Annotated in this window: 24 protein-coding genes; 16 read left to right on the forward strand and 8 right to left on the reverse strand. The window is 32.5% G+C overall.

Annotation, left to right across the window (positions count from 1 at the left end; all coding sequences use genetic code 11):
• Positions 1-167: 167 nt before the first annotated feature.
• The 4 genes from L6651_RS02575 to L6651_RS02590 all read left to right on the forward strand — a co-directional run bounded on the left by L6651_RS02575 (position 168) and on the right by L6651_RS02590 (position 3,564).
• Complete coding sequence (locus L6651_RS02575) at positions 168-962, forward strand: M55 family metallopeptidase (protein ID WP_237036494.1); 795 nt, start codon at positions 168-170, stop codon at positions 960-962.
• A 108-nt stretch (positions 963-1,070) separates the two neighbouring features.
• Complete coding sequence (locus L6651_RS02580) at positions 1,071-1,562, forward strand: hypothetical protein (protein WP_237036495.1); 492 nt, start codon at positions 1,071-1,073, stop codon at positions 1,560-1,562.
• A 95-nt stretch (positions 1,563-1,657) separates the two neighbouring features.
• Positions 1,658-2,254 carry a stage II sporulation protein M gene (locus L6651_RS02585; protein ID WP_237036496.1) on the forward strand — a complete coding sequence of 199 codons (597 nt, stop codon included), beginning with the start codon at positions 1,658-1,660 and terminating at the stop codon, positions 2,252-2,254.
• An 8-nt stretch (positions 2,255-2,262) separates the two neighbouring features.
• Complete coding sequence (locus tag L6651_RS02590; protein ID WP_237036497.1) at positions 2,263-3,564, forward strand: aldehyde dehydrogenase family protein; 1,302 nt, start codon at positions 2,263-2,265, stop codon at positions 3,562-3,564.
• Positions 3,565-3,595: 31 nt separating this feature from the next.
• Here the strand turns inward: L6651_RS02590 and L6651_RS02595 are convergent, their stop codons facing one another.
• Genes L6651_RS02595 through L6651_RS02605 form a run of 3 tightly spaced genes read right to left on the reverse strand, consistent with a single transcriptional unit; the run spans position 3,596 to position 7,656 of the window.
• Complete coding sequence (locus L6651_RS02595) at positions 3,596-5,338, reverse strand: ABC transporter ATP-binding protein (RefSeq protein WP_255784611.1); 1,743 nt, start codon at positions 5,336-5,338, stop codon at positions 3,596-3,598.
• A complete protein-coding gene (locus L6651_RS02600) occupies positions 5,328-7,016 on the reverse strand; it encodes an ABC transporter ATP-binding protein (RefSeq protein ID WP_237036498.1) in 1,689 nt (562 codons plus the stop codon). Before L6651_RS02600 ends, L6651_RS02595 begins: the two co-directional genes overlap by 11 nt.
• Positions 7,017-7,074: 58 nt before the next feature.
• Positions 7,075-7,656, reverse strand: a complete 582-nt coding sequence (locus L6651_RS02605) for a DUF3841 domain-containing protein (RefSeq protein ID WP_237036499.1) — start codon at positions 7,654-7,656, stop codon at positions 7,075-7,077.
• A 153-nt stretch (positions 7,657-7,809) separates the two neighbouring features.
• Here L6651_RS02605 and L6651_RS02610 point away from each other — a divergent pair, with 153 nt between their 5' ends.
• From L6651_RS02610 to L6651_RS02620, 3 genes are read left to right on the forward strand one after another with little or no spacing between them, the layout of a single operon-like run.
• On the forward strand, positions 7,810-8,490 hold the full coding sequence (locus L6651_RS02610) for an ABC transporter ATP-binding protein (RefSeq protein WP_237036500.1): 681 nt from the start codon (positions 7,810-7,812) through the stop codon (positions 8,488-8,490).
• A gap of 9 nt (positions 8,491-8,499) precedes the next feature.
• On the forward strand, positions 8,500-10,032 hold the full coding sequence (locus L6651_RS02615; RefSeq protein WP_237036501.1) for a COG1361 S-layer family protein: 1,533 nt from the start codon (positions 8,500-8,502) through the stop codon (positions 10,030-10,032).
• Positions 10,029-11,324: an ABC transporter permease gene (locus L6651_RS02620; RefSeq protein WP_237036502.1), complete on the forward strand. Its 1,296-nt coding sequence runs from the start codon at positions 10,029-10,031 to the stop codon at positions 11,322-11,324. The genes L6651_RS02615 and L6651_RS02620 overlap by 4 nt, the downstream gene beginning before the upstream one ends.
• A gap of 32 nt (positions 11,325-11,356) precedes the next feature.
• Here L6651_RS02620 and L6651_RS02625 read toward each other — a convergent pair whose 3' ends face one another.
• Together L6651_RS02625 and L6651_RS02630 are read right to left on the reverse strand one after the other, a co-directional pair.
• Complete coding sequence (locus tag L6651_RS02625) at positions 11,357-12,268, reverse strand: hypothetical protein (RefSeq protein WP_237036503.1); 912 nt, start codon at positions 12,266-12,268, stop codon at positions 11,357-11,359.
• A 1-nt stretch (position 12,269) separates the two neighbouring features.
• On the reverse strand, positions 12,270-12,587 hold the full coding sequence (locus L6651_RS02630) for a YqfO family protein (protein WP_237036504.1): 318 nt from the start codon (positions 12,585-12,587) through the stop codon (positions 12,270-12,272).
• A 149-nt stretch (positions 12,588-12,736) separates the two neighbouring features.
• Between L6651_RS02630 and L6651_RS02635 the strand changes: the two genes are divergently transcribed.
• From L6651_RS02635 to L6651_RS02675, 9 genes are all read left to right on the forward strand, one after another.
• Positions 12,737-13,714 (forward strand): RnfABCDGE type electron transport complex subunit D, encoded by a 978-nt coding sequence (locus L6651_RS02635; protein ID WP_237036505.1) that lies wholly within the window; start codon positions 12,737-12,739, stop codon positions 13,712-13,714.
• The gene (locus L6651_RS02640; protein WP_237036506.1) at positions 13,714-14,322 is read left to right on the forward strand and encodes an FMN-binding protein; all 609 of its coding nucleotides are present in this window, start codon (positions 13,714-13,716) and stop codon (positions 14,320-14,322) included. Before L6651_RS02635 ends, L6651_RS02640 begins: the two co-directional genes overlap by 1 nt.
• Positions 14,322-14,930 carry an electron transport complex subunit RsxE gene (gene rsxE / locus L6651_RS02645; protein ID WP_237036507.1) on the forward strand — a complete coding sequence of 203 codons (609 nt, stop codon included), beginning with the start codon at positions 14,322-14,324 and terminating at the stop codon, positions 14,928-14,930. The genes L6651_RS02640 and rsxE overlap by 1 nt, the downstream gene beginning before the upstream one ends.
• Entirely contained in the window at positions 14,930-15,514 is a 585-nt protein-coding gene (locus L6651_RS02650; RefSeq protein ID WP_237036508.1) for an NADH:ubiquinone reductase (Na(+)-transporting) subunit E, read from the forward strand. Before rsxE ends, L6651_RS02650 begins: the two co-directional genes overlap by 1 nt.
• 8 nt (positions 15,515-15,522) lie before the next feature.
• Positions 15,523-16,638 (forward strand): NADH:ubiquinone reductase (Na(+)-transporting) subunit F, encoded by a 1,116-nt coding sequence (locus L6651_RS02655; RefSeq protein WP_237036509.1) that lies wholly within the window; start codon positions 15,523-15,525, stop codon positions 16,636-16,638.
• 270 nt (positions 16,639-16,908) lie between these two features.
• Positions 16,909-18,132 carry an IS110 family RNA-guided transposase gene (locus tag L6651_RS02660; protein ID WP_237036510.1) on the forward strand — a complete coding sequence of 408 codons (1,224 nt, stop codon included), beginning with the start codon at positions 16,909-16,911 and terminating at the stop codon, positions 18,130-18,132.
• Positions 18,133-18,366: 234 nt separating this feature from the next.
• Entirely contained in the window at positions 18,367-18,684 is a 318-nt protein-coding gene (locus L6651_RS02665; protein WP_237036511.1) for a hypothetical protein, read from the forward strand.
• Positions 18,685-18,716: 32 nt separating this feature from the next.
• Positions 18,717-21,092: an ABC transporter permease gene (locus L6651_RS02670; RefSeq protein WP_237036512.1), complete on the forward strand. Its 2,376-nt coding sequence runs from the start codon at positions 18,717-18,719 to the stop codon at positions 21,090-21,092.
• Positions 21,089-21,913 carry an ABC transporter ATP-binding protein gene (locus L6651_RS02675; RefSeq protein ID WP_237036513.1) on the forward strand — a complete coding sequence of 275 codons (825 nt, stop codon included), beginning with the start codon at positions 21,089-21,091 and terminating at the stop codon, positions 21,911-21,913. The genes L6651_RS02670 and L6651_RS02675 overlap by 4 nt, the downstream gene beginning before the upstream one ends.
• 40 nt (positions 21,914-21,953) lie before the next feature.
• Here the strand turns inward: L6651_RS02675 and L6651_RS02680 are convergent, their stop codons facing one another.
• The 3 genes from L6651_RS02680 to L6651_RS02690 form a co-directional block, all read right to left on the reverse strand.
• Positions 21,954-23,534: a potassium/proton antiporter gene (locus L6651_RS02680; protein WP_237036514.1), complete on the reverse strand. Its 1,581-nt coding sequence runs from the start codon at positions 23,532-23,534 to the stop codon at positions 21,954-21,956.
• Positions 23,535-23,616: 82 nt separating this feature from the next.
• Complete coding sequence (locus L6651_RS02685) at positions 23,617-24,966, reverse strand: alginate O-acetyltransferase AlgX-related protein (RefSeq protein WP_237036515.1); 1,350 nt, start codon at positions 24,964-24,966, stop codon at positions 23,617-23,619.
• 9 nt (positions 24,967-24,975) lie between these two features.
• Complete coding sequence (locus L6651_RS02690; protein WP_237036516.1) at positions 24,976-26,460, reverse strand: MBOAT family O-acyltransferase; 1,485 nt, start codon at positions 26,458-26,460, stop codon at positions 24,976-24,978.
• Between the last annotated feature and the right edge of the window lie 150 nt (positions 26,461-26,610).

A 26,610-nucleotide genomic window follows, 5' to 3' on the forward strand; every position in this document is an offset into this window, starting at 1 on the left:
GGTATTAATCAATAGGATTTTTTTAACAATGTTTTTTACTATTAAGTATTTTTAAATCAATTTCATGTTCAATTATTTTTTCGAATACTATTAATAAGTTAAATGTTTCAAAATCAAATCGTTGATAGATATGTAGTTTAGATTTACAATATAGTTGGAGGTGCATAATGAAATTTTATATTTCTGCAGACATTGAAGGCACTGCAGGCTGTTTGAATTGGGAGTACACAATGGGAAACTCCACCGAATATCAAGAGCAAAAAAAGATTATGACAAATGAAGTTAATGCATGTGTAAAGGCGTTAAACGAAAACTATCCTGACTGTGAAATTGTTATTAAGGATGCCCACTATCTTGGAAACAATCTCGATATAGATGTGTTTCCTGAAAATTGTAAAATTATTAGAGGTTGGAGTCACAACCCCCACTCAATGGTTCAAGACATTGATGAGAGTTTTGACGGTATCTTCTTCATTGGATATCACAATGCCGCTAGCACTGGAACAACTCCACTAGCCCACTCATTTAATGGATCTAAATACCAAAGGATAGAACTAAATGGAGAACTTTGTTCTGAATTTCTTTTTAACAGTTGTGTTGCTCTACACCATGGAGTAAAAACAATTTTACTTTCTGGAGACAAGGGCCTTTGTGATGAAGTAAATAAAATAGATAGGGATATTAAAACAGTTTACTCCTACGAAGGCATTGGTGAATCAATTTTGACAAAGACTCCAAAGAGAGTTCAAAAAGAAATTTATGAAGCCACATTGGAAGCTTCTAAAAAAATTTCAAAAATAGATCCTGTTATAAAACCATATGAACTTAAAGTGGAGTATAAAAAGGCGAGCGAGTGTTTGAAGGCTTCAAATATTTCCATTGCCACACAAGTTTCTAGTAATACTTTAATTTTAAAAGGAAAAAACATAAAAGAAATAGAAGCTGTCTTTTATTATCTATAAAATTTTTGAATAAAGTTTGACTAAACTTTGATTTTCTTTCGATTTGTAGTATTATATATATATGCGGCGTATAGTCGACTAGTATGAACATATAAGGAGTGTATAAACATGAATAAAATGATGCAAAAATTCGTAGATCAAGAATTCTGTACAGAAAAAGAAGGCGAATACATGTTAAAAGCCATTGAAAACAAGGAAGTTTTAATGATTTCCGGACACCGTTCAGCAGGTGTTAGACCTTTCATGGCATCATGCATGGCTATTGCTAAGGGAGAATTCAATGCTGTTCAAGTTAAGAAAGAAGAAGACTTAGAAAAAGAATGTGATTTCTTCTTAATTCCAAGTATTCCAGGAATCGACTTTGAAGAATTAATGCAAAAAGCTGTTGCTACAGGTAAAGGTATTGTAACTGTAAAAGAACCAGAAACACCTTACTCAATCATGAAGATTTTAAAGAAAAACTTTAAAGCAAACGGACAAACAAACCAAGTTTTCCACATGATCGAATGTAACAAGGAAGACGGAATTCCATTTGTTCAAAAGGTTACTAAGCTTACTCAAAACGAAAAGGGTAAAATCTTAAAAGAAGATTTAGAATAAAACTTAAGTCCTGCAATTGCAGGACTTTTTTTATTTCCCATTTCTCTTCTGTTTACAATTCAAGATAAAAAGGTATATATAAGCAGGAGGTTAATATGAATTTAAAAGAATTTTATAATTATCATGTAAAAAAATATTATAAAACAGGTTTTTTAGTTTTACTATTAGTATTTTTCCTTTCTTCCTTTTTCTTTTTATTAAATTCCGATGTTGCAATGAAAGTTATCGATAAATTTATGGAAAATGTTGGAAAGAATATAGTGCTGGATGGAAAAGTTTCCGCCATAGGACTTATAAGGAATAATATTACTGCCTGTTTAGTAATGGTTTTGTTGGGACTTATTCCATATTTGTTCCTGCCATATGTATCACTCATTATTAATGGCGCTGTTATTGGTGCAGCCCTTGGAATGATAGTTGCAAAACTTGGAATGGTTGGGTACCTTGCTTTTATATTAAGCGTTGTTCCCCATGGAATATTTGAAATACCTGCCATAGTACTTTCCTTTGCCCTTGGCGTTTCAGTTTGTAAATACCTAATGGATAGGATGAATAAGGTTCCAACAACAACTGGAAAAACTTTTTTCTTAAACCTATCGAAGATGTTTTTCCTTGTGATAGTTCCACTATTATTAGTTGCAGGTGTTGTTGAAGCCTATGTTACTCCTCTTATTTCAAGTTTAGTAATGTGAGGTATGAAATGGATGTAAAGAAAAGAATAAAAATATTAAAAGAATTAAAAGTTTCTATAGTAGCCCATAGAGAGGCAGTGCTTCTCGCTTTAAAGAGAGATCTTGGAAAGTCTGAAGCAGAAGGTCTATTAACAGAATATAGCCAAGTAATTGAAGAAATTAACATGGCAATAGATAGCCTTCCCCACTGGGCAAAAAAACATAAGGTTAAGACACCACTTACCCTTTTCCCTGGAAAGTCTTACTATATGTACAGACCCTATGGTACTGTGGGAATAACATCACCATGGAACTATCCATTCTTGCTTTCAATGGTTCCTTTAATATCTGCTATTGCAGCGGGGAATAAAGTTATTTTAAAGACTTCTTCAAAGACTGTAAACACTTCTGAAATAATCTATTCAATAATTCGAAATTCAATTCCTGATTATGTAACCTACTATGGTCTTGATGAAGATGATAAAAATAGATTTATTAATGAAGACATAGACATGCTATTTTTTACAGGCTCTTCAAGGGTTGGAAAGAATATGGGCATAATTGCTTCAGGTAAGATGATTCCCTATGTGCTTGAACTAGGTGGAAAGAGTCCTTGCGTTGTTAAAAAAGGCAGTAAACTTGAAGTAGCAGCTAAAAGAATTGCTTGGGGTAAGACCATGAACAGTGGACAAACCTGCGTTGCCCCAGACTATGTATTAGTAGACAAAGGCCTTGGTGAAGAATTTAAAACTCTACTTGAAGAATCTGTAAATAGTTTTTATGGCAACAGTCCTATGCTAAATGAAAATTATCCTAAGATAATTGATGGTGCTGCCATTGAAAGACTTAAAGCACTAGCCATTATGGAAGGTATTTATAACGAACAGAACTTTGATTTTGAAAACAGAAAAATAAATCCACATTTTTTTGTTACTGATTTGAATTCTCCTTTTATGGAGGAAGAAATATTTGGACCATTCCTACCAATAATTGAATGTGATACTTGGGTTGATGTGAATAATATAATAAATACACATCCTAATCCCCTAGCCTTCTATCTATTTACAGATAATAAAGAAGACGTTAATTATGTTATGAACAATTTCAATTTTGGAGGCATGGCAATAAATGACACCATGACTCACCTTGCAAACTCAAGACTTCCATTTGGAGGAGTTAGAGAGTCTGGCATAGGAAGGTATCATGGCTTTGAAGGCTTTAAGGCCTTTTCCCATAAAACTTCTGTACTTTCGAATAAGTTTAGTCCCGATATGTCATTGAGGTATCCTCCATATGGAAACTTTATAAAAAATGTGATGAATAAAAAATAGCAAAAAGCCGGTGACCCCGGCTTTTTTAAATTTAAATTTCAACTTTATCTTCCATTTGCTCTTCATACATGGATCTATAAAATCCACTTAAATTCATAAGCTCTTCATGATTTCCCTTTTCAATAATCTTGCCCTTTGAAAGAACATATATCATGTCTACATCTTTAATTGTGGAAAGCCTATGGGCAACAATAAGTGTTGTTCTGTTTTCCTTTAGCTTTTCAATTCCCTTTTGAATAATACTTTCTGTTTCCGTGTCTATATTTGAAGTGGCTTCGTCAAGGATTAAAAGTTTTGGCTCTCTAATATAGGCCCTTGCAAATGAAACCAGCTGTTGCTCTCCCTGACTCAAGTTCTTTGCGCCTTCCTTTATCATGGTGTCAATTCCCCTACTGATAATCCTATCTCCCCCAACGGCTCTAAGTGCATCTTTTATCTCCTCATCACTAAAGTTGTCATCTAGCTTTATATTTTCTCTGATGCTTGCTTCAAACAAAAATGAATCTTGAAGCACCACCGCCATTTTTTCTCTTAGGGAAAGCTTATTAACATTTTTTATATCCTGTCCGTCAATTGAAACCACACCTTCTTGTGGACTGTAGAAGTTTAATATCAAGTTTAATATTGTGGACTTTCCACTTCCCGTTGAACCTACAAAGGCTGCGGAAGTCTTATATGGAACTTCAAAGTTTATATTCTTTAATACATATTCTTTATCATATGCAAAGTAGATATCTTTAAACTGAACTTCTCCTTCAATATTGTTTAGCTTTTCAGGAAGTTCTTCTTCTGGTTCAAGATCAAATAAGTCAAACACATGTTTTGCAGATGCATATGACTGTTCCAACTCTCCAAACCATGTAACTATGGTGGTAAGTGAACTCATCATCTTATTTACATAGTTCAACACAATATAGAGAGAACCAACATCAACTTGGTACTTTCCAGTAATTCTTCCTACACCAAAGTAGATTAAAACTATTACCGTTGCAAAATAGGACACAATATCCATGGCCCTGTATCCACCATAGGATCTAACCTTTGTCATTTCAAATTCATTATCCCAAATTGATTGGTTAGTTTCATCAAACTCTTTTTTTATCAAGTCCTCTTTATTATAGGCCTGGATAATTTCCATGTTTTGAATATTTTCATTTATATCCGCATTGATGATGGATGTTAATTTTCTGATTTCAGTTGTATACTTTCTATACTTTCTTCTCAAATCATAAAATATTAAAATCACTATCGGTAGAAGCACTAAAAGGTATATTGCAACCCTGGTGTGGTTAACTAGTAATACAATAAACATTGTAATAACCATTATTCCAGATGTTGTCATGTCACCTAGGGCGTTTTGAAACATCACCTTTAATTTATTGGTGTCATTAGTAATTCTTGATACTATAGACCCTGCTGGAAGTGAATCAAAGTATGATATTGGCAGTGACTGTACATGATGAAAAATATCTTTTTGCACATGTAGGGTTATTCCATTGGAAGCCCTTTCAAAATGAAGTACTGTGCTTCTTGAAAATAGCCCAGCAACTATATAAACCGCCAAGTATAAAACAAGATACAGTCCGATATTTATAAAGTCTTCCTTTGTCATACCAGTTTTAATGTAATTATTTAAAAGGTACCCTACAATTAGTGGTCCAACAATTTCTAAAGCCGTTCTTATAAAGGTACAAATTATTCCATAGGTTAAGTTTTTAGATTCCATTTTGGCATAATTTATAAGCCTTTTACTTGCAGAAGTTTTATTCTTCACTATATCTACCTCCTGCCATCTGTCTAACAAATTGAGTAGCGTACCAACCGTCAAGTTCCATTAGCTCTTGGTGGCTACCCTCTTCAACTATCTTTCCATCTTCAAGCACAATTATATGATCCATATTCATAACTTGACTAATTCTATGGCATGCAAGAATTATTGTGCCTTGATGCTTTCTACTATTTATATTGTTGATTATATTTCTTTCTGTCTTTCCATCAACAGCGGACATACAATCGTCTAACAATAGTATGTCTGGGTCTTTTAAAAAGGCCCTTGCAATTCCAATTCTTTGCTTCTGTCCACCTGAAAGGGAAACTCCCCTCTCACCACATAATGTTTCAAGTCCCATTGGAAGATTTTCTAAATCCTTTTTAAAATCAGCCATTTCTATTGCCTTATTTAGCTCTTCCTCTGTTGCATCAGGCTTTGAAAGTTTAATATTTTCTTCAATTGTCTTTGAAAATATCATATGCTTTTGAGGTACATAGGACAGCTTATCCCTAATTGCATAGGTGGTGTAGTCATCAAGATATTTATCATTTACTAAAATCTTCGTAAAATCGGTGTTGTAGTACTTTAGTAGTTGTTTTAATAATGTACTCTTGCCAGACCCAGTCTTCCCAAGAATGCCCAGAGACGTGCCATATGGAACCTTTAAATTTATGTCTTTCAAAATATAATCTGAATCTGGATACTTAAATGAAAAGTTTTTAAATTCAATATCTGGTTTTTCAATATGAGTTATGGCGTCTTTTCGATCTACAATATCTTCTTCGTAGTCAAGCACTTCTTGAATACGGTTCATTGACGCGGTTGCCTGGTTCTTTATATTAATAAAATTTCCCAGGGCAAACATAGGCCAGATTAACATATTCAAGTAGAAGGTAAATGAAACCAATTTTCCTATGGTTATTTCTCCACGATATATTAAAACTGCACCATAAAATATTGCAATAGCAAAGGAAATGGCTGTAATCGTCAAGTCTATCGGTCTAAAAAGTGCATTGTATTTTGCAACTTCAAGATTTTTTTCCTTAAGCTCTTCGCCTCTAACTTTAAACATTTTCCTTCTAACATTTTGTAAATTAAATACATTGATTATTCTAATTCCCACCACATCTTCAAGTACAAAGCTATTTAACTTGTCGAATGCAGCCTGGGCTGCGTCCCATTTCTTGTAAATTTTATCCCCCAGTAACTTTACAAGCACCGCAAGAAGTGGAATTGGAATAATAGTTGCAATAGTAAGTTTGAAACTAACTGAAAATATCATTACAAGTATTATAAAAAAAGGATACACCGTTGCATCAAACATTGCCAGGGTTCCAAAACCTATCATACGACTAACTGCGTTTATGTCGTTAGTGGACTTTCCCATTAGTGATCCAGTTGAGTTCTTGTCAAAAAATTCCATGGACTGACCTAAAAACTTTCCCATTAGTTTGCTTCTAAGTCTTAGTTCTATTTCATTTCCTCCTCGGTGGATGAAGAAGGACCATCCCATTGCTAAAAAATATTTTAGTATGATTGCTCCAACAAGAATAGCTATTAATTTTATAAAACCGTTTAAGTCTATTGAATTTGAAAAGACCTTGTCCGTCAACTCCCCTATTAAATATGGCGGGAAAATCCCTACAATATCACTTAATAACAGAAAAATAAGTCCCGCCATAAGATTTCTCCTGTAGGACTTAATAAACCATTTAAATTCTTTAAACAATTAATCACCCCTATATTCTTTCTCCAGGCTTTATAATTCTACGCACCCATTCCTTTTTTATTTGCCAAATATTTGCTTGAACTATAAAGTCGGACCAATTATCTATGTCAAATATTCTAACCCATGAATCTTTTATCTTCTTTTCTATTTCAGGATACATACCTTGATACTTTCCGTCTATAAAATTGAACTCATCTGTAACGCCAAGTTTTTCAATTTCTTTTTTATATTCATTTGCATCCGCTTCGTCCTTTGGTATGTAGAGATTATTTAAAACATAATCCCATTTGCAACCATCAAAATAGATTATTTCATCTTTAGGAACTTCAATTTCATATACCAATTCCTTTTCCACAGGTTTTAAGCAGTTTCTTTTACTTATAGAACACCATATGGGATATTCTATTCCCTTTGGGCGTGGTACAATCTCCTGTGCCATCTTCACAAAAATTCTATATCTCTCCATAAAAAACGGAGCAATGTCCCCCATATGTAACTTTACATATATTTCCTTATTTGTAATCTCACCTTTATTTTCCAATTCATAAAAAGAGTTTTCATGTTGTCTTGTATAAAGTATTACTTTTTCCATTTCTTGCTCCTTTTTGCTTACTATCTATTATTTCATACCCAGTGATAAAACACAAAAATCATAGTTCAAGATAAAATGTAAGATTTTTGTAACAATTGTTTAACCCATTCTATGATAAAATAATTTTACAAAGTAAAGTAAGGATGTGAAAACTTGAAAAACCTTATAGAAATAAAAAATATTTATAAATATTATCGCATGGGCGATACAGTGGTTAAGGCCATTGACGGATTGTCACTTAACCTAGACGAAGGACAGATTCTTTGTATCCTCGGTAAGTCGGGATCTGGTAAGTCCACCCTTTTAAATTCCATTGCGGGACTTGAAAAAGTTGATAAGGGTGAAATTTTAATTGGTGGTCACGACATAACTAAGTTAAGTGAAAAGGATTTAACCATCTTTAGGCAACTGAACTTAGGTTTTGTATTCCAATCCTATAACCTGCTCCCCATTCTCTCGGCTTTGGAAAATGTAAGTCTTGGACTTGCATTCAAAGGAGTTTCTAAGGAGGAACGGGAGAAGACTTCCTTTGAAATATTAAAAAAAGTTGGCCTTGAAGACAGGGTTTATCACAAGCCAAAGGAGCTTTCCGGTGGACAGCAACAAAGGGTTTCCATAGCCAGGGCATTTGCAAATAATCCTAAAATAATTTTTGCAGACGAGCCAACTGGAAACTTGGATACCAATACATCAAAGGATATTATGGATTTGATTACAGATATGATCCATAAAAATAAACAGACTATGATTATAGTAACCCACAACGAAGAGCTCACCTCATATGCGGATAAGGTCATAGAGATGAAAGACGGAAAGATTATTAGAGAGATTTAGGAGGAGTTTATGAAAGAAAGATTGTTGTCTATCTTGCTTCTTATAAGCATTTTAGCTATGTCAAATATATCTTTTGCCGCAGATGGCGCCGTAAAAGATGCAGACGAAATTAAAATTAAGGACTATAAGATTGAGCAAGTATTTAAAGAAAGCGAAAAGAAACCAAAGAATATTGAAAAAGATACGGAGTTTTCAATTTTAATCTATCCTGAAAACATAAATTACGACATCTTAAGTACTTATATATTTACTATGGTTCCAAACGACAACTTCAAAGTTTTAGGGTCAAAGGTTGAAAAGGCTGACGACAAAGGAAACGGCGTTATAGTTTTTAACCTTAAGGCCTTGGAAAAGCTTGACAAGGATTCATACAAAATAGAAGTTTTTGGAAGTAAAATAAAAGACAATTTGGAACTAAAGACAGAACTTGGTTTTAAAGATATTAATTTTAAAGAAGAAAAATCTGGCAAAGATGATAAACCTGCTACGGATAAATGTAACACAAACAATGAAACGCCAAAGGAAAGTGGCAAAGACAATTCAAATCAAAATACTAATGCAAATGGAGAAGATAATATGGTAATAGAAAACCCAAAGACAAATGATACAGGCATTTCAAACACTGGCTCTGATACTGGAAGTGAAACTTCTAACCCTTCAGTAAAAAACAAACCTAAACTAATAATAGACAACTACTCCCTTCAACCTAAAATGGTAGAAGCTGGCAAGGAGTTTACTTTAAATATGAGTTTTTACAATACAAACTCAACTTACTCTGTTAGAAATATAAAAATCTCTTTAAATAATGAAACTGGTGGCTCTGGAACCAATGGAGAAAATGTTGGAGGCTCTGTGTTTATTCCTGTGGGAAGTTCAAACACATTCTACATTAATAGCATAGCTCCTGGCAAAACTGCATCAAAGTCAATTAAGATGTCCGTTGTACCAAATGCACAGGCGCAAAATTATGTTATAACTGCAAACTTTGAATATGAAGATAAAAATGGAAACGAGTTTACCGCAAATGAAATCATCGGTATACCAGTCGTTCAACAAGCCAAGGTATCCTTTGGAGAAATTAATGCAAACCCTGGCATGGCAGGAGAACCTGCAACCATAGATATGGATTTCTTTAACACCGGTAAAGACACATTGTCAAACTTTATGGTAACCGTTCAAGGCGATGGCTTTTCCGTTGATAATGGTGGAAACTATTTTGTAGGTAACTTTGCTCCAGGAGCATCAGATCACTTCTCCTCTACGATTATTCCAACTGAATCTGGAACTATAAAGGGTAAACTGGTTATAACCTACGAAGACTCCACTGGAGAAACCCATACAGAAGAAAAAGATTTTTCCATGGAAGCACAGGAAATGGATGAAAGCACAACTGTTCCCGATGACGAGATGGATCAAGGAACAGGCTCCATGGGTGCACTTCCATTTATCTTAGGAGGATTACTTTTAGTTGCAATTATAGCTGGAATAATAGTTAAGAAAAAAAGAGATAAGAAAAAGAAAGGTTCAGACTTACAACTATGAAATTAAATGATCTTTTAGTTTTCAGTTTACGAAATCTATCTAGAAGAAAACTAAGAACAATCTTAACTTTACTTTCCATTTTAATAGGTACATCTTTTATCATCTTGATGATAAGCTTTGGGCTTGGCATGCAAAAATCAAATGAAGAAATGATTGAGAGCATGGGTGGACTTACAAATATTACTGTTAGGAGTAATGACTACTTCCGTCCAGAGATGGAAAATGATAACAAGTCCAAGGTTTTAAACGACTCTAAAGTCAAATCATTTGCCGCCATGGAAGGCGTTAAGGATGTTCTTCCAGTAATTGAAATCAACTCTGCCAGCATTTTAATTAAAAATTATGATGCCTATGCTACAATTAAAGGCGTTGACGTAAATAAGATGGAAGAGTTTGGCTATACAATTGAAGAAGGGTCAAATATAACGCAAAACTCCGATGATGAATATGTGTTTTCAAATATACATGTATACAATAGCAAAACTGGTGAACCTGTGGATAATATAGATTTGATGAAGGACAAACCTACCATAAGAATTGGATGGAAAGACCTTCAATCTGAAATGGAAACAGGAAAAAAGACATATATTGACTTTAAGTTTAAACCAATTGGAAGAACCGGCGGAGCAAATAGCTACGATTCAGAAATTTTAATGAATTACAAAACTGCAAAAAAATTATATATGGCGGAACAAGAACTTAATTTGTCGGGAGATAACAAAAAGAAAATTACAGAAAGGGATATCCCCTATTCATATATAATGATTAAAGCAAATACTTTGGAAGATGTAAAACCACTTCAAGATGAACTTAATGAAATGGGATATATGACCCAGTCCAATCTTGAATTTAACGAGAGTATGCAAGAGCAAGTAAGAACAATACAACTTGTATTCGGCGCCATAGGTGCAGTGGCACTTTTAGTTGCCGCCATTGGAATTGCAAACACTATGATAATGTCAATTTATGAAAGAACTAAAGAAATTGGAATTATGAAAGTTGTTGGCGCTTCAATTAAAAACATAAGAGATATATTTTTAATTGAGTCCACTATGGTTGGTCTAATCGGTGGCATATTAGGAGTTTTATTATCGCTGTTGGTGTCATTTATCCTAAACAAATATCTATTTGGTGGTGGAGATGATATGGGTGGTGGTTTTAGTTCCTACATCCCTGTTTGGCTAATGCTTGTTTCAGCAATATTTTCTGCTGTTATAGGACTATTGTCAGGACTTCTCCCTGCCATAAGAGCAACCAAAATATCCGCCATTGATGCAATTAGAACAGAATAAAAAAAGAGTCGGGGCGTCTCGACTCTTTTTTTCTATTCAAATTGATTAAGAAGATACTCTCCATTATTATTTGTAAGTATTACTTTTGCGTCACTAAACTCTAAAAATTTATGGGATTTTATCTTCTTGGCCTTTAGCAAGTCAACCAATGACTCTATAAGAGAATAATGAACATTTGTACTAAAATAAAAAGTTATGCCATCCTCTTTTTCCACTGTATCATCCCAAGAAAATTCTGGAAACATACCAGTAGATGTAATTTTTCTTTTAACGCCATTTCTATAAATTCCAGGAACACTTTCCCTTCCATCATAAATAGCTGGTTTAACATTAACTACTTTGTCAAATTCATCTGAGTAAATTTTATCACTTGCATAAAATAATAAACTTTCTATATCCTCCCCGGGGATTATCTTGTCTTTATCTTCAAAATCAAAATGTTTATATATTTTTTCCAAATGAATTTCTTCACAAAAGCGAACTAAGTCCACTAAGAATTCGTAGTCAGATACATTAATAAGCATAGAAGTATTAAGGCTTGGATACTTACTAACTATTTCCTCCGCCTTTTCAATAACCTGAGGGATTAAAACATTATTATAACCTTCAAAATTTACATTGTAGTTGCCCTGCCAAATTAATTTGGGTTCCTTCATCTTATTTATTTTTATATTTGGAAAGTCTTTAGTAGCCTCTGGAAACTTTTCTAAAAAATCATCATTAAAATAACATTCATATCCCTTGTAAAAGTCATTACATTCTACACCAATTGAGTTTAAAAAGTCAGATCCATCTTGGTCAATCTTTGCAGAATTTAAAAATACATATTGTCCCTCTGTAGAATCGATTCGAAAAATCAATTCAAGATAGTATAAAAAATCATTTAACAAATCTTCAAAGGCGTTATCATCTAAGTCTTTCATATTAAATTTTTCTTCAATCATTCTACACCTCCAAAAGCTTGATGTAATTTATAACTGGAACTTCATAAGGATGATTTTCTAAAATGCATCTATGTACCCTATTTAAATCTTTTTCAGATATTCTAAACTCTAACTTACTTTCATTTACGATTTCTCTCTTATTAACTTCCCCTATTGTGGGGTTTGCTCCATCTAGTGGTCTAAAGTTTCCAAAAACCTTCGTCTCACTAAAACAGTAATCATAATTATCTTCCTTAAGTACTCCCAGATTATTTATTTCTTTTATGAAATCTGACACAGAAACTTCTGGAATAAATACTTCTACTTTAATATAGCCCACAAACTCCTCCATTTACATATCTAATAGTATTATACAACATATTGTTTTCTGTTTTAGAAATAAATATATGACTATTTTTGTAATAAAAACAAATTGACATGAATTTCAATCAAGAAAAGTGTTATAATTATAATAACGGGGGTGATTTAATGGTTTCATTGTACGAAAAATATTTTATGAAACAAAAAATGATGAGAACAGTTTTAATTGCTCTTCTTCCAATTTTGTTATTTTCAATATATGTATTTGGATGGAGAGTGCTTGCTTTAACGGTTTTCAATGTTATTATAGCTTGCTTAGTTGAATTTATATGCGAAAGCAAAATATATAACAGAAAAAAAATCTCTGAAGCGGCAATCATATCCTCTGTTCTCTACACGATGACATTGCCGGTATCCATTCCATTTTGGATGTCTGCAGTAGGAATTGCATTTGCAATTTTCTTTGGTAAGGCGGTATTTGGCGGGTTTGGTAAAAACGTATTCAACCCTGCACTAGTTGGTAGAGTTTTCGTTTACGTTAACTTCCCACAACCACTTACAATCAACTGGAACGAAGCAGTATTTGGAGGAATTGGTGCTTTAAACAAATGGGCCAATCCATTAATTGACCAAGTTACAACTGCTACACCAATGCTTGCATTTAGAAATGCAGGACAGATGACAAACTATCTTGATTTATTTTTAGGTAGAATTCCCGGTGCCATCGGAGAAACTTCAAAGCTATTAATCCTTATTGGTGCAGCTTACCTAATCTACAAAAAGGTAGCTTCTTGGGAAATAATGTTATCATCTGCAATTGGTCTTACTATTATGACTTTAATCTTTAACTTTATGAAGGTTGAGTCCATACCTAATCCTATCTTCCAAATGTTATCTGGAGGATTCTTACTAGGTGCTGTCTTTATGGCAACAGATCCAATATCAGCTCCTAAGACAAAACCTGCAAAATTTATTTACGGAATTATTATAGGGATTGTTTGTGTAATCATAAGAGGTTTTGCCCTATTCTCAGAAGGTATGATGTTCGCTGTTCTAATAGGTAATATTTTTGCACCTATCATGGACTATATAGTAAGAGAAAGAAAAAAAGCAAAAAAGAATAAATTAGCAAAGGAGACAAATTAATGAAAAAGAAATCTGTAGTTTATCCTATTGTCTTTATGCTAGTTCTATCAGCGGTGCTTGTTTTTATCTTGGCATTTATAAACAAGTTGACCACACCAATAGTAGAATTCAATTCTGAAATTGAATTAAAGAACAAAATTCTTTATGTTTTTGATATTCCTGTAGATTCAGAAAATCCTGAAGAAATAGATAAAGTATTCAATGAAAATGTTGAAGAAAAAGACTATGAGGATACTAAATACTATGTTTATAAGAAAGGTGACGAAGTAGAAGCCTACGCTGTTCCAATTGAAGGCCCTGGCCTTTGGGGAACCATTACAGGTTACATTGGAGTAAATAAAGACTTCACTGAGACAACTGGTATCGAGTTTATTAAACAAGATGAAACTCCAGGCCTTGGTGGAAGAATTGCGGAAGCTCCATATAAGGAACAGTACAGAGGAATTGACATATCGACTCCAACTGATGGCAATTACGTTATCAACAAGCCTGCAAATGGTGGAAATATAGATGCAATTGCTGGAGCTACTCAAACTTCAACCTTTGTAACCGATATGATAAACGAAGACTTAAAGACATTTATTGAAAAAGAAGGAGGGGCTAACTAATGAAAAAGTATAAAAAGATACTTAAAACGGGTATCATCACTGATAATCCTGTTCTTATACAAGTAATCGGTATTTGCTCTGCACTGGCTGTAACAAACTTAGCGTTAAACTCCCTAATAATGGGACTTGCTTTAACATTTACTACAGCACTATCCTCTTTCTTTATATCAATGTTGAAGGATATTACACCAAAGCATATTAGAATGGTTGTGCAAGTATTCATAATTTCATTCTTCGTAATAATCGTTGACATATTCCTAAAGGCATACATGCCTTCAATGAGTAAGACTCTTGGACCATATGTCGGACTTATTATTACAAACTGTATCATAATGGGTAGAGCTGAAGCCTATGCAATTTCAAACCCACCACTAATGTCACTTGTGGACGGTTTTGCAGCGGGTATTGGTTACACATTAGTACTACTATGTGTTTCTATCATCAGAGAAATTCTTGGATTTGGATCTGTATTTGGCTTTAGAATAATGCCTGAAGGCTTTGTTCCATGGACACTTATGGTAATGCCACCGGGAGCATTCTTCGTACTACCAATCATTATGTGGATAGTTTATAACTTAGTGAATAAGAAAAACGAGGTGAAAAAATAATGACCATTAATCCATTAGTAATATTCTTTGCCTCAATCTTTACTTCAAATATGATTTTCTCAAACTTCTTAGGAATGTGTTCCTTCATAGCAGTAAGTAAAGAAGTTGAGACAGCAACAGGATTAGGAGTAGCTGTTACATTTGTATTGACAGTTACCACAGTGCTAAACTATTTTGTTTATCAACTGCTAGAACATTTTGGCTTAGAGTACTTGAGATTTATAGTATTTATCATAGTAATTGCAGCATTCGTTCAATTACTTGAAATGCTTTTAGAAAAATATGTTGAAAATCTTTACTACGCTCTTGGAATTTTCTTACCTCTTATAACTGTAAACTGTGCGATCCTTGGGGTTTCACTATTTATGGTAATCAGAGAATACAACTTCCTACAATCACTATTCTTCGGACTAGGATCAGGACTAGGTTGGGCACTTGCAATAATTTCAATGGCAGGCATTAGAACAAGAGTTAACGAAAACTCAATTCCTGAAGGACTTAGAGGAGCTCCTATCACCCTTATCATTACGGGTATAATGGCCCTTGCATTTATCGGTTTCTCAGGAATAGTTTCAATATCATAGGTGATAGTATGGATAAGATAATTATTTCAACATTAGTTATAACTGCTATCTCAGGAGTAATTGCACTACTTCTTACTTTGGCAGATAAATATATTGCAGACTATGGCGAAGTTAAAATCACCATTAATGACGAAAAAGAATATGTTGTTGAAGGTGGAGATACTCTACTATCTTCCCTAGTTTCACAAAAGATATTCATTCCATCAGCATGTGGTGGAAAGGGTTCATGTGGATACTGTAAGGTTAAGGTAATGGACGGTGCAGGTCCTGTGCTTGCGACAGAAAAGCCTTGGCTTTCAGCTGAAGAACTAGGTGACAACGTTAGACTTTCATGCCAAGTTAAAGTTAAATCAGATATGCATATTCAAATACCCGAAGAGTTGTTTAACGTAAAAGAATACGAAATGACCTTAGTAGAAAAAATTCCTATGACTGACAAGATTGTCAAACTTAGATTTGAACTACCAGAAGGCGAAACAATAAACTTCAAGCCAGGTCAATTTATGCAAATAAAAACAGAACCTTATGACGGTGGAGATGACTTTGATGGCTGTGACGAAGAAGTATTTAGAGCATACTCCGTTGCATCTTCAATTAAAGATACAAAACATGTGGAATTCTTAATTGGATATACAATGGGTATTTGTTCAACATATGTTCATAAAGTTCTTAATGTTGGTGACAAAGTTCTAATCAACGGACCTTATGGTGACTTCTACTACCATGACGATGACAGTGAAGAAATTCTTCTTATAGCAGCAGGTACCGGATTTGCACCTATAAGATCAATTCTAAACCACATGAGAGACAACGACATTAAAAAGAAAGCAAGATTCTACTTTGGTGCAAGAACACCTGAAGATTTATTCTTAGTAGATGAAATGAAACAATTTGAGGAAGATTTATACGACTTCAAATTTATGCCTACCCTATCAAGAACAACTCCTGAACACAACTGGGAAGGCGACACTGGAAGAGTTAACAACTCCATAGATAAATATGTAAATGAAGACACAACTTACACTGCTTATCTATGCGGTAGCCCTAGGATGATTGAAGGTATTGTTAAATCACTAGGCGAAAAGAAAGTTCCAGAAGATAGAATCTTCTTTGACGAATTCTAAATTATTTAAAACTGCTACAATCGTGGCAGTTTTTAGTACCATAAATAGTGTAAGAAAGGAAGTAATTCCTATCTTGCACTATTTTTGTATAATGAAGATGTAGTATGACGAGGCGTTTTTAGGGTTGAAACATCCGCCAATAAAACTGTCAACTACCTTTTCATTATTCATATTCGGTTAAGCAGGTTGGGCAAAACGTCCGTGTCACAAGCTAAAAAGAGTGTAATGGTGCAGGTAGAAACTACAAAATAATAAGAAAGAAGGAAAATTATGATATCTGTAGGAATAGACATATCAAAAGAAAAAATAACAGTTTGTGCATTAGAACAAGGAAACAAAATAATTTGGAAACCCTTTGATGTTTCTCTTAAAAAAACAAAAGTAGAAGAATTAATAGAGAAACTAGAAAAATTAAAAGAAGAAGTAAAAATAACAATGGAAGCAACAGGAAAATATCATCTACCAATACTTTATGAATTAAAAGATAGAGGATACTTTGTAACAGTAATAAATCCATTAAAAATGAAACAATATTGTCGAGCATTAAACTTTAGAAAAGCAAAAAATGACAAGATGGATGCAAAACAAATAGCAGAATATGGACTAATGTATTGGAAAGAATTAGAAGAATACAAAGTAGATGAAGAAAACTACAGAGTCTTAAAAGAATTAAACAGAAACTACCAACATTACATGGAGCTAAGAATCGATCAAATGAACTACATAGATCAAACAATACATCAAACATTTCCAGGCATAAAAAAACTAATACTACATAATTCAGGAGACTTTTCAAAAGACAAACTCTTAGACTTTTTAGAAAAATGGTGGCATAAAGACCTAGTATTAAAAAAAACAGAAAAAGAATTTATAGAAGAATATAAAAGGTGGGCAAAAGAAAAGAGATACCATCCAAATGCAAACAAAGCAAAAGCCATTTACCAATTAGCAGAGGATAGTATCTCAACACAACCTTCCCATAACTCAAAAATAGAAACAAATATCAGAGAAGGAATAAACCTGATAAAACAAATAAATCAGATTCTAAATAGAATTTTATCACAAATGATAGAAATATCCGAGCCCTTAGAAGAATATCAAGAAGCAAAAAAATTCTCAGGAATATCAGAAAAATTAGCAGTACAAATAGTAGCAGAATTTGGCGACCTATCAAAATTTAAAAACAAAAAAAGCCTAATATCCTTTATAGGAATAGACGCACCACCATATGAATCAGGAAACTTTAAAGCAGATCAAAGGAAAATAAGTAAAAGAGGAAATGCAATACTAAGAAAAGTAGGCTACCAGGCAATGAAATGTATGATGAGTGCTAAAAAACCAGAAAATGAAATATATAAGTACATGATAAAAAAAGAAAAAGAAGGAAAAGCCAAAAAAGTATGTAAATTTGCAGGATTAAACAAATTCTTAAGAATCTACTATGCAAGAGTTATGGAATCAAAAGCTCAAAAACAAGAATTAAAAGTAGCATAAAATCTAAAATTACACTAAACAAACCGATTGATTACACTCGGTTTGTTTGCCATGCAATAATTTAATTACTCAAATAATCAAATAACCTGAAATTAATTTCAGGTTATGCTTGACTTTTGTTAGCAGGTTTTATTGCCCTTTTATTTGAAAAGATTTTTATTTATGTTTTTTTTTTTTTGAATTTATAGTATACTTTTTATAAGGGCAGAGTATTAATAAATTTTGGAGGAAGATATGAACAAAAAATCTTTTTTAAAAACTATTTTTCTAACTTGCATACTATTGGTTTTTACTTTTATCGTTGAAAACGTTTTGTCAGTTAATCCATCAAAAGAAAATGAACCAATTGATGTTTCTACAAAAAATATAGTTGTGCAAGAAACACATGAAAGAAACACAAGAATTCCATCATCTATCTCCTATGACAGGGATGGATATGTGGGAACTTTAAAAAGGCATGCTAGGCCTGATTACACTGATATAAGCGCCAATAAAGTTACCTATACCTACTCTGGTGTAGCCTATAAATCTAAAAGTGATATTACAAAATAATCAAACTCTGCCTTTATTTCTATGGAGGAATTATGTTTAGTTTTAAAAAAATTTATAAAAACAAAATCTGGGTATATATCTGTGTTTTCTTTGCTATTTTATCTATGGGGTACTTGTTAAATCAAAAAGGTTATGCTATAAAATCAGAAAAATTTTTAGCACAAAGCATCGAAAGACTCCCCTATAATTTTCTTGATTTCAAAATTAGATACAAAGAGACAAAAGATCTTGAACTAAAAAAAGAAATGGGTGTTTACATAGAAAAGTCTGATGCATTTTTAAACCATCTAAACATTGCCTATGGATATTTGTTTGCAAATGAAGAAGAAAATTATTATGGTGAAATAGACAAGGCCTACTCCCTATTTGTAGAGCTTAAAGATATTGAAAAATCTCTTTTAGAAAAGTTTGATTCAGAGTATTCCATTGCAACTTTTTCAGATGAAAAAGGAGAAGTTGCAAACTTCATGAATTTATATAATTACCATAAAGAACATCATATTAATACACATCCAACTAGAGAGACTTTTCTTAGTCTGTTTGAAAGATCATGGGAGTTTATATTTAGTCCCCTATTCTTGCTCTTAATACTCTTTGTTGCAATTTTCGTAACAGAACTAAAACAGCTGGACTTTAAGGTGGATGATGCATCTTATGATTTTCCTAAAGAAAATTTAATGGAGAGTTTGAAGGTTATCTTTATACCATCTATTATGATTTTATCTTCAGCTCTTGGATGCGCCATTATTTCAATTTATAGGAAGACTCCCTTTGGGAGTTTTAGGGAAATTCTAACCTATAATGTGCTTAAGGGAAACTCCTTTAGCATGACAAATCCTGATGTGAATTGGGGAATATACCATAACTCATACATTTTGATTTTTTTACAACTTCTACTTACAACTACCCTATGCTTTTTAGTGATGTATTTGATTTATAAGTTTGTAAGAAAGTTTTTAAATTTTGGTCTTTCCTTTTGTATAACATTTTTCATAGCATTTTTAATAATATTTTTGAGCCGAAGGTTTATAAATATAGAATTTTACTTCTCCTTCGACTCTATAAAAATACTTTCAAGGATTATGAACCTAGTACTGCTTGTTGCCTTTGCGCTGTTTTTCTTCTATTTAAACTATCTATTTAGATTTAACAGAGAACCAAAGTTCAACAGAAGTCGCTACTATGATTCTAAAAACATCAAGGGGCTCAAGTCTTTTGAAATTGTAAAGCTTAAGAGAAGTCAAATCTTAAAGTTTGTAAGTGTTTTTGTAATAATATCATGTGTAGTAATTTCATTTTCCTTTTCTAAAAGTTCTAAGAAATTAAAGGAAAAATCCTTAACAAATTTAGGACTTTTAATAAGCTCACAAGAGATGATTATGGAAGAATTTAAAGATATTCCAGAAGATCAGATGCTAAATAATCCAAAGAAGACATTAGAACTTTTAAATAATTTAAAGGAAAGTTATTTAGAGAAAGATAAAAATCCTTCTAAGTACCTTGAAAATTATTTAAAGTACTATCTTGAAGGCGATACCGTTCAACTTGGAAATGACAGCAATACAGATTCATTTGATAATTACAATATTGATAGAATAAGGTATTTTCTGGAAAACAAAATAAAACCAGATGATGAATTTGGAACTAATGGCGACATGGCAAACCTATACGCCCAAAAGGATCCTTTAAATTTATACCTTTTAAATATGCACTATGGTAATTTTGAAGCGAGAGGTTTCGTGGGAGAGTTTATTAAAGCAAATAGAATTGGGTTTACTGCCCTTTCTCTACTAATCATCAATTCAATAATATCTTTAAAGATATGTGATGACTTTAAGAAAAATAAACCTGCACTGCTATTTACTTCTGGAGCTTCAAAAAGAAATATTTATATTTCAAAATTTGTAACCTCCATTTCCATAAGTTTTATCATGATACTTTTGATATATGCTTTACTTTTTATATTGGGATTTGTTAAAGGTGGTATTGGTGAATCTCTGTATCCCGTTATAAATTACTCACCTGTTAAAGGCACAGAAACTTTCATAGGAACAAATGTAGCTGCAGTAAGTATGATTCCTAAAGTAATAATCTCAAGTCTTTTGTTTTCACTAACAATGACAAGTTTTATATTTATGGTTTCTTCAACTGGATATAAAAGTTCAAATGTAATTGGCGTGGTGCTTTCAATTACAGGTGTATTTATTGCAAGTAAAGGATTTTTAGGTAAATTTGCATTAATAAATCCATTTACCTACTTTGACCCAATGCTATTTGCATCTGGTGGAATGAACTTTATAAACACCACAAGTTCAATTAACTTTTTATTTGGAAGTATTGTTATGGCTGTTGAAAGCATATTGTTTTTTATAATTGGAGAATCTATTTTTAGTAGGAGGAGCTTATGATTGAAATAAAGAACCTTAATAAGAGTTATGGAGAAAAGATAGTCTTAAACGATTTAAACTTAGAACTTGATAAACCTGATATATATGCTTTAGTGGGTCCAAACGGAACTGGAAAGACTACTTTAATGGATATAATGGCAAACTTTGTAAAGAGAGATTCTGGAATGGTTAAAATATGTAATATGGATCCTTCTGACTTTGCTGTATTTAAAAAATTATCCTATGCGAGAAATTTAAATATGCTCTACGACAATTTAACTGGCCTTGACCATCTTGAACTTGCAAAGAGTTTGATGAATGTAAGTGAAAGCGACTTTAATGATGCAATAGACATCTTTGGAGTATCAGATTTTATGAAGAAAAAAGTTTCCACCTATTCCCTTGGTATGAGACAAAAGATGTTACTGACATACTTTTTTATAGGTGACTACGATATTTACGTAATGGACGAACCTGTTACAGGTCTTGATCCATCTTCAATAATTCTACTTAGGGAGTATTTACATTATCTTAAGTCAAAGGGAAAGATGGTTATACTTTCATCCCACACACTTTCAGAAGTTGATAAAACAACGGATGAAATATTATTCTTAGTAAATGGAAAAATATTAAGAGAAAATTTAAATTCTTTTGCAGTGGAAAATTATTTAATAAAAACAAATGTGAATTTAGACTATGAAAAGCGTAATGATTCATATTTCATTCCACATGATAAGCTTGACTTTGCTTTAAAGGAAATTTTTTCTAAAAATGGAAATGTCTATTCAGTTGAAAAATATTTAAGATCTACTGAAGACAGATACAAAGAATTATACGGATAAAAAAAGAGGTATGTCAGAGTTAATAACTCTAACATGCCTCTTATTCTTCGTTAATTATTATTACCTCGTCACCTGGATATATTACGGTACTTCCCTGTGGAACGATTATTTCTCCATCTTCTCTTTGAATCATTATAATAAGTTCTTTGTCCCCCATTGGTATTTCTGAAACCATTTTATTGGCCCATTTATGTTCCTTAGACAGTGTAATCTCGACAAGGTTATGTCCAGTCCTGTCAAAGTGGGTTTCTCCTCCAAGAACCACTATATCATTTTCTTTAATGACGGTGTTTCCCTTAGCAACCACCGTTTTTCCTTCCCTTTCAATCTTTGCAACGATTATATTAAACGTATGGGTAAGTTCTTTTATCTGCTTACCAATCCATTTATTTCCTGGAAGTATTTTAGTTTGGATAAACCCAAGATCCGACTTATCTTGATAGTAATTAAAGGTCTTTAAAACCGTATCATTTGGTTCAAGCATATTTATTTTTTTTGTTACTATTGGCATTAGTGAACCTTGAATAAATGATGAAAATAAGCATATACCAAAGACTATGTGGAATATGTCTATTGATAGGCTTGCTCCCGAGTTTACCACAAGTATTGCAAAAGCAATTGCCGCAGCTCCTCTAAGTCCTGCTAAGGATATTATCCCCAGTTGGCTCTTATCAAGCTTAAATGGCAACATCAAACCAATTACCGTTACAGGTCTAATTATAATTGCCATGGCCATCATAATTATAAATGCTACAGGAAGAACTGCTATTAGCCTTTCTATATCGGATAAGAAACCAAGTAAGAAGAAAAGTCCAATTTGGACAAGTGATGATAGTCCATCAAAGAAAAACACTATATCTCTCTTACCTACAAACTGTTTATTTCCTATATAGATTCCAAGGATGTAAAGAGCTAGGTATCCATTTCCTCCAATCATTTCCGTCAAACTAAATGTACCAAGAACTATAGCTGCAAATAGCACAACTAATAGACCGTCATCTTGAAGTCTACCAAGATTTATAATCCTCATGTTAACACGGCCCATTATAAATCCTAAAACAACACCAAAGCTAACTTGTTTTAGTACCATTAATGGAACGGAAATATCAGAACCTGCAATAAGCGCCAAAAACACCATGGTCATTGTATAGGCCGCCGGGTCATTGGATCCACTTTCAAGTTCCAAAAGTGGTGCAGTATTGTATTTTAAATTCAAATTCTTTGAAACAAGTATTGATGACACTGATGCAAAGTCGGTGGAACCAACCACTGAACCAAGTAGCATGGCTTCATAGAAGTCAAACTTAAGAATAAAATAACAAAATGCCCCTGTTAAAAGAGCTGTTACTACAACTCCAAGGCTTGAAAGTACTATGGCCGGCTTTGAAACGGGCTTTGCCATGTTCCAATTTGTACCAAATCCACCATAGAACATTATTATCATAAGTGACACTTTTGCTACTTTGTCAGACAATTCATAATTTGAAAAATTATATCCTAAAAGATTAAAAGACATACCAAGCAAAATAAATAGAAGTAGCGATGGTAGTCCAAACTTATCTGAAAATCTGTGGGCTACAAGAGCCAGTATTAAAACTAAAGTAATTATTAATAAATTCATAGGCATTCCTTTCTATTTTAATATTATAACATATGTTATATGAAATATTAAAACCGTAGATTACTACGGCTTTAAACTAAAATTATTTTCTTTGGATAAATAACTCAAATTCCTCATTACTATTATCGAACTTAGAGTTCTCCACTGTTACTTCATATCCATCTTCAACCTTTTGCATATCATAGAAATCTTCAAGCTTTATCCATACATAATGGTAGCTGTTTTCTGTTTTGTATTTGATTTTAGTCAATAACTCTCCCCTATCGATGGATATTTTATCCAAATCAAATTGTAGATTTTCATACTCACTTTTATCCATATTTAAGATGTTAGGGTTGTAATCTATTTCCTTCATCTTTTCAGTATTGAAATACATATCTAATAATGTATACTCTGCTACTTCAAATACCACAACTTCTGGTTTGAATATATTAAAATAGTATGGAAAGTTTATTACATTTTGATAATCATGTACATGCATATATTCTCTAAATGCATTGATGGGAAAGTTCAAAAATTTATTCATATAACTTCCTTGAAACACTAGTACTTTTGGAGTGTCTTTAACATTATCTAATTTGTTTATATAGTATCCAAAACCAGGATATGACTTGTCCAGCATAAGTTCTTTTGCGTATTCTTCATTTAGATTGTCTGGTTTTCTCTTTAATTTTAATTTTGGTACCTTTTCGTTTATAGGAAATTCTGATACTGGTAAGTATTCCTTTATTTCTTCTAAAGCAATAAACTCTTCTAAGTTATTAATATGAATATTTTTATTTTGTTTGCTTAAAGCTTCAAGCATTGCATTGTTACCATAAAATGCTCCCATATCATTCCAGTGATTGGCGTCATACTTTTTATTAAAGCCTTCAATGCCTTCTCTTCTAAGCTCAACCATTGTTTTTGTATTGTCTACATATTTTATATTTCTCTTATCAAGTTCATTAAAAAATAGGTCTACCCATGTTCTGTCGTAATTTATACCATCTGCAATTTTTTCTGGATATATGGCGGGTTTAGCTGGATTAAATACAAATAAAAACGGTACATTTCTATCTTCACAATAGTTTTGAATTTCTAAAACCATATCTGCAAAGACTATATGAAACTCACCGAAGTCATTACTGGTAGTTATTCCTCCGCCAAATATATATCCATCCTTGCCATATGTATAAGAAGGATGAACCATTTTATTAAACATCTTATCATTTAAAACTGTATAAGATTTAATCATCTTATCTCTAAAGCCAATTCTATCTTCAATGTACATTTCAATATTATCGCTTACACTTCCCTCTTGAGTAAAGGGATTTTTTGCAAGTTCTCTATTGTCAATGGAAGAAACGGAAGTTTTCCTGTCAAAGAAAACCAAAGGAAGTATTATTATTGCAAAAAATATGATTGTTGTAATTATTTTTGTCTTTTTCATAATACCCTCCTAATATTGAAAATATATGAATGGGCTATAGTTTGAATTTACCATGAATAATAGAGAGATTACAAACATTGCCGTAATTATAATTTGATTGATAATATATAAACTCTTTTTTTCTAAGGCCTTTTTATAACTATTTTGTATCTTTGGTAACCCAAATACTGTTGAAGTTATAATGCCAATAATAGCTAAAAATATTATCCTTCTATCAAAATAGTATTGCCATGTGTAAGGAATATTATCAAAAGTTGTAACGCCAAACATAATCTTAATCCAGTTTTTAAATGAAGTCATGTCACTGAATCTAAATAATTCCCAACAAAAAAATGTAACACTCATGGCGTAAAGCCATTTAATAAACTTTGGAGTTTTTATATACCAATTCTTTTTAGAAACCAGTCTTTCTACTGCATTACATATACCATTTATCATTCCCCAAAGCATATATGTCCATCCTGCTCCATGCCATACACCTGTGATTATGAATACTATTAAAATATTTATAATCGACCTCTTTTTCCCCTTTCTGCTTCCTCCCAGTGGGAAATAGATATACTCTCTAAACCATCTTCCCAAGGATATATGCCATCTTCTCCAAAATTCAGTTATTGATAGGGAAATATATGGGAAGTTAAAGTTTTCAAAGAAACTATAACCCATCATATTTGACATTCCAATTACAATATCGGAGTAACCTGAGAAATCAAAATAGATTTGTAGCATATAAAGTAGTGCTACACCCCAGGAAGTGAAGATGTCTATGGATCCATTTGCAGTTGCAATTAATCCACCAAATGTATCTGCTAGTATAAGTTTTTTAGAAAACCCAATCATAATCTTTGTGATACCACGAGTCATTAGATCTATATTTATTTTTCTCTCATCAATCTGGTTTGAAAAATCTTTCCATAACACAATTGGCCCGGAAACGACTTTTGGAAAAAATATTAAATAAAGGGCGCAGTCAATTAAGCTTCCTGATTTTGCATCTCCTCTGTATATATCCACCAAGTACGAAATGGCAGAAAAAGTAATAAATGAAATGCCTAGAGGAGCAATATAGTTCTTAGCCACAATGTCTGACTTAAAGAAAAAATTATAAAGTCTAGCTAAAATCCCCGTGTATTTAAAGTGTACCAAAGTATACACAAGAAATATAACTCCAAGTGCCAATATTGGAACTGCCAAGGATATTCTTTTATTCCTTTCTCCCTCATAAACAACTAAATGTTTGTTCTTTTGTTTTAGAATTTCTATAATTTTCCCAAATAGGTAAACTATAAAAATATAGGCATAAAACCTAAAGATGTCATCAAATATTGCCCAAATATAAAAAATGCTACTTATTGCTATAACAGTTAGATCCAATATTCTAAATTTTTTTAAATTCTTAAATTTATTTTTAAATTCCAAAAAATAGACAAGATAGTAGAGTGCCATGCTTATTGGAAAAAATACAAAAATAAATGTTACTGTTGTAAATGACATAAGTCCTCCAAATTAATTCCATGAACGAAAGTTAAAAATTAAATTTTGTTTTCTGTTTATAGTAAGTATTATATCATAGGTTAAAGGAGTATTTTTAATTCTAGTTTTTTAAATGCAAAATTATTCTAAAAACAAAAAGCCAGGTTGCCC

Source organism: Mediannikoviicoccus vaginalis (genome assembly GCF_928097925.1).
GTDB classification, from domain to species: domain Bacteria; phylum Bacillota; class Clostridia; order Tissierellales; family Peptoniphilaceae; genus Mediannikoviicoccus; species Mediannikoviicoccus vaginalis.

What these genes read in the sequence shown, in the direction of transcription:
- L6651_RS02575 (WP_237036494.1), top strand. Translation starts at nt 168, where the DNA reads ATGAAATTTTATATTTCTGCAGACATTGAAGGCACTGCAGGCTGTTTG.
- L6651_RS02580 (WP_237036495.1), top strand. Translation starts at nt 1,071, where the DNA reads ATGAATAAAATGATGCAAAAATTCGTAGATCAAGAATTCTGTACAGAA.
- L6651_RS02585 (WP_237036496.1), top strand. Translation starts at nt 1,658, where the DNA reads ATGAATTTAAAAGAATTTTATAATTATCATGTAAAAAAATATTATAAA.
- L6651_RS02590 (WP_237036497.1), top strand. Translation starts at nt 2,263, where the DNA reads ATGGATGTAAAGAAAAGAATAAAAATATTAAAAGAATTAAAAGTTTCT.
- L6651_RS02600 (WP_237036498.1), bottom strand. Translation starts at nt 7,016, where the DNA reads ATGGCGGGACTTATTTTTCTGTTATTAAGTGATATTGTAGGGATTTTC.
- L6651_RS02605 (WP_237036499.1), bottom strand. Translation starts at nt 7,656, where the DNA reads ATGGAAAAAGTAATACTTTATACAAGACAACATGAAAACTCTTTTTAT.
- L6651_RS02615 (WP_237036501.1), top strand. Translation starts at nt 8,500, where the DNA reads ATGAAAGAAAGATTGTTGTCTATCTTGCTTCTTATAAGCATTTTAGCT.
- L6651_RS02620 (WP_237036502.1), top strand. Translation starts at nt 10,029, where the DNA reads ATGAAATTAAATGATCTTTTAGTTTTCAGTTTACGAAATCTATCTAGA.
- L6651_RS02625 (WP_237036503.1), bottom strand. Translation starts at nt 12,268, where the DNA reads ATGATTGAAGAAAAATTTAATATGAAAGACTTAGATGATAACGCCTTT.
- L6651_RS02635 (WP_237036505.1), top strand. Translation starts at nt 12,737, where the DNA reads ATGGTTTCATTGTACGAAAAATATTTTATGAAACAAAAAATGATGAGA.
- L6651_RS02640 (WP_237036506.1), top strand. Translation starts at nt 13,714, where the DNA reads ATGAAAAAGAAATCTGTAGTTTATCCTATTGTCTTTATGCTAGTTCTA.
- rsxE (WP_237036507.1), top strand. Translation starts at nt 14,322, where the DNA reads ATGAAAAAGTATAAAAAGATACTTAAAACGGGTATCATCACTGATAAT.
- L6651_RS02650 (WP_237036508.1), top strand. Translation starts at nt 14,930, where the DNA reads ATGACCATTAATCCATTAGTAATATTCTTTGCCTCAATCTTTACTTCA.
- L6651_RS02655 (WP_237036509.1), top strand. Translation starts at nt 15,523, where the DNA reads ATGGATAAGATAATTATTTCAACATTAGTTATAACTGCTATCTCAGGA.
- L6651_RS02660 (WP_237036510.1), top strand. Translation starts at nt 16,909, where the DNA reads ATGATATCTGTAGGAATAGACATATCAAAAGAAAAAATAACAGTTTGT.
- L6651_RS02665 (WP_237036511.1), top strand. Translation starts at nt 18,367, where the DNA reads ATGAACAAAAAATCTTTTTTAAAAACTATTTTTCTAACTTGCATACTA.
- L6651_RS02670 (WP_237036512.1), top strand. Translation starts at nt 18,717, where the DNA reads ATGTTTAGTTTTAAAAAAATTTATAAAAACAAAATCTGGGTATATATC.
- L6651_RS02675 (WP_237036513.1), top strand. Translation starts at nt 21,089, where the DNA reads ATGATTGAAATAAAGAACCTTAATAAGAGTTATGGAGAAAAGATAGTC.
- L6651_RS02680 (WP_237036514.1), bottom strand. Translation starts at nt 23,534, where the DNA reads ATGAATTTATTAATAATTACTTTAGTTTTAATACTGGCTCTTGTAGCC.
- L6651_RS02685 (WP_237036515.1), bottom strand. Translation starts at nt 24,966, where the DNA reads ATGAAAAAGACAAAAATAATTACAACAATCATATTTTTTGCAATAATA.
- L6651_RS02690 (WP_237036516.1), bottom strand. Translation starts at nt 26,460, where the DNA reads ATGTCATTTACAACAGTAACATTTATTTTTGTATTTTTTCCAATAAGC.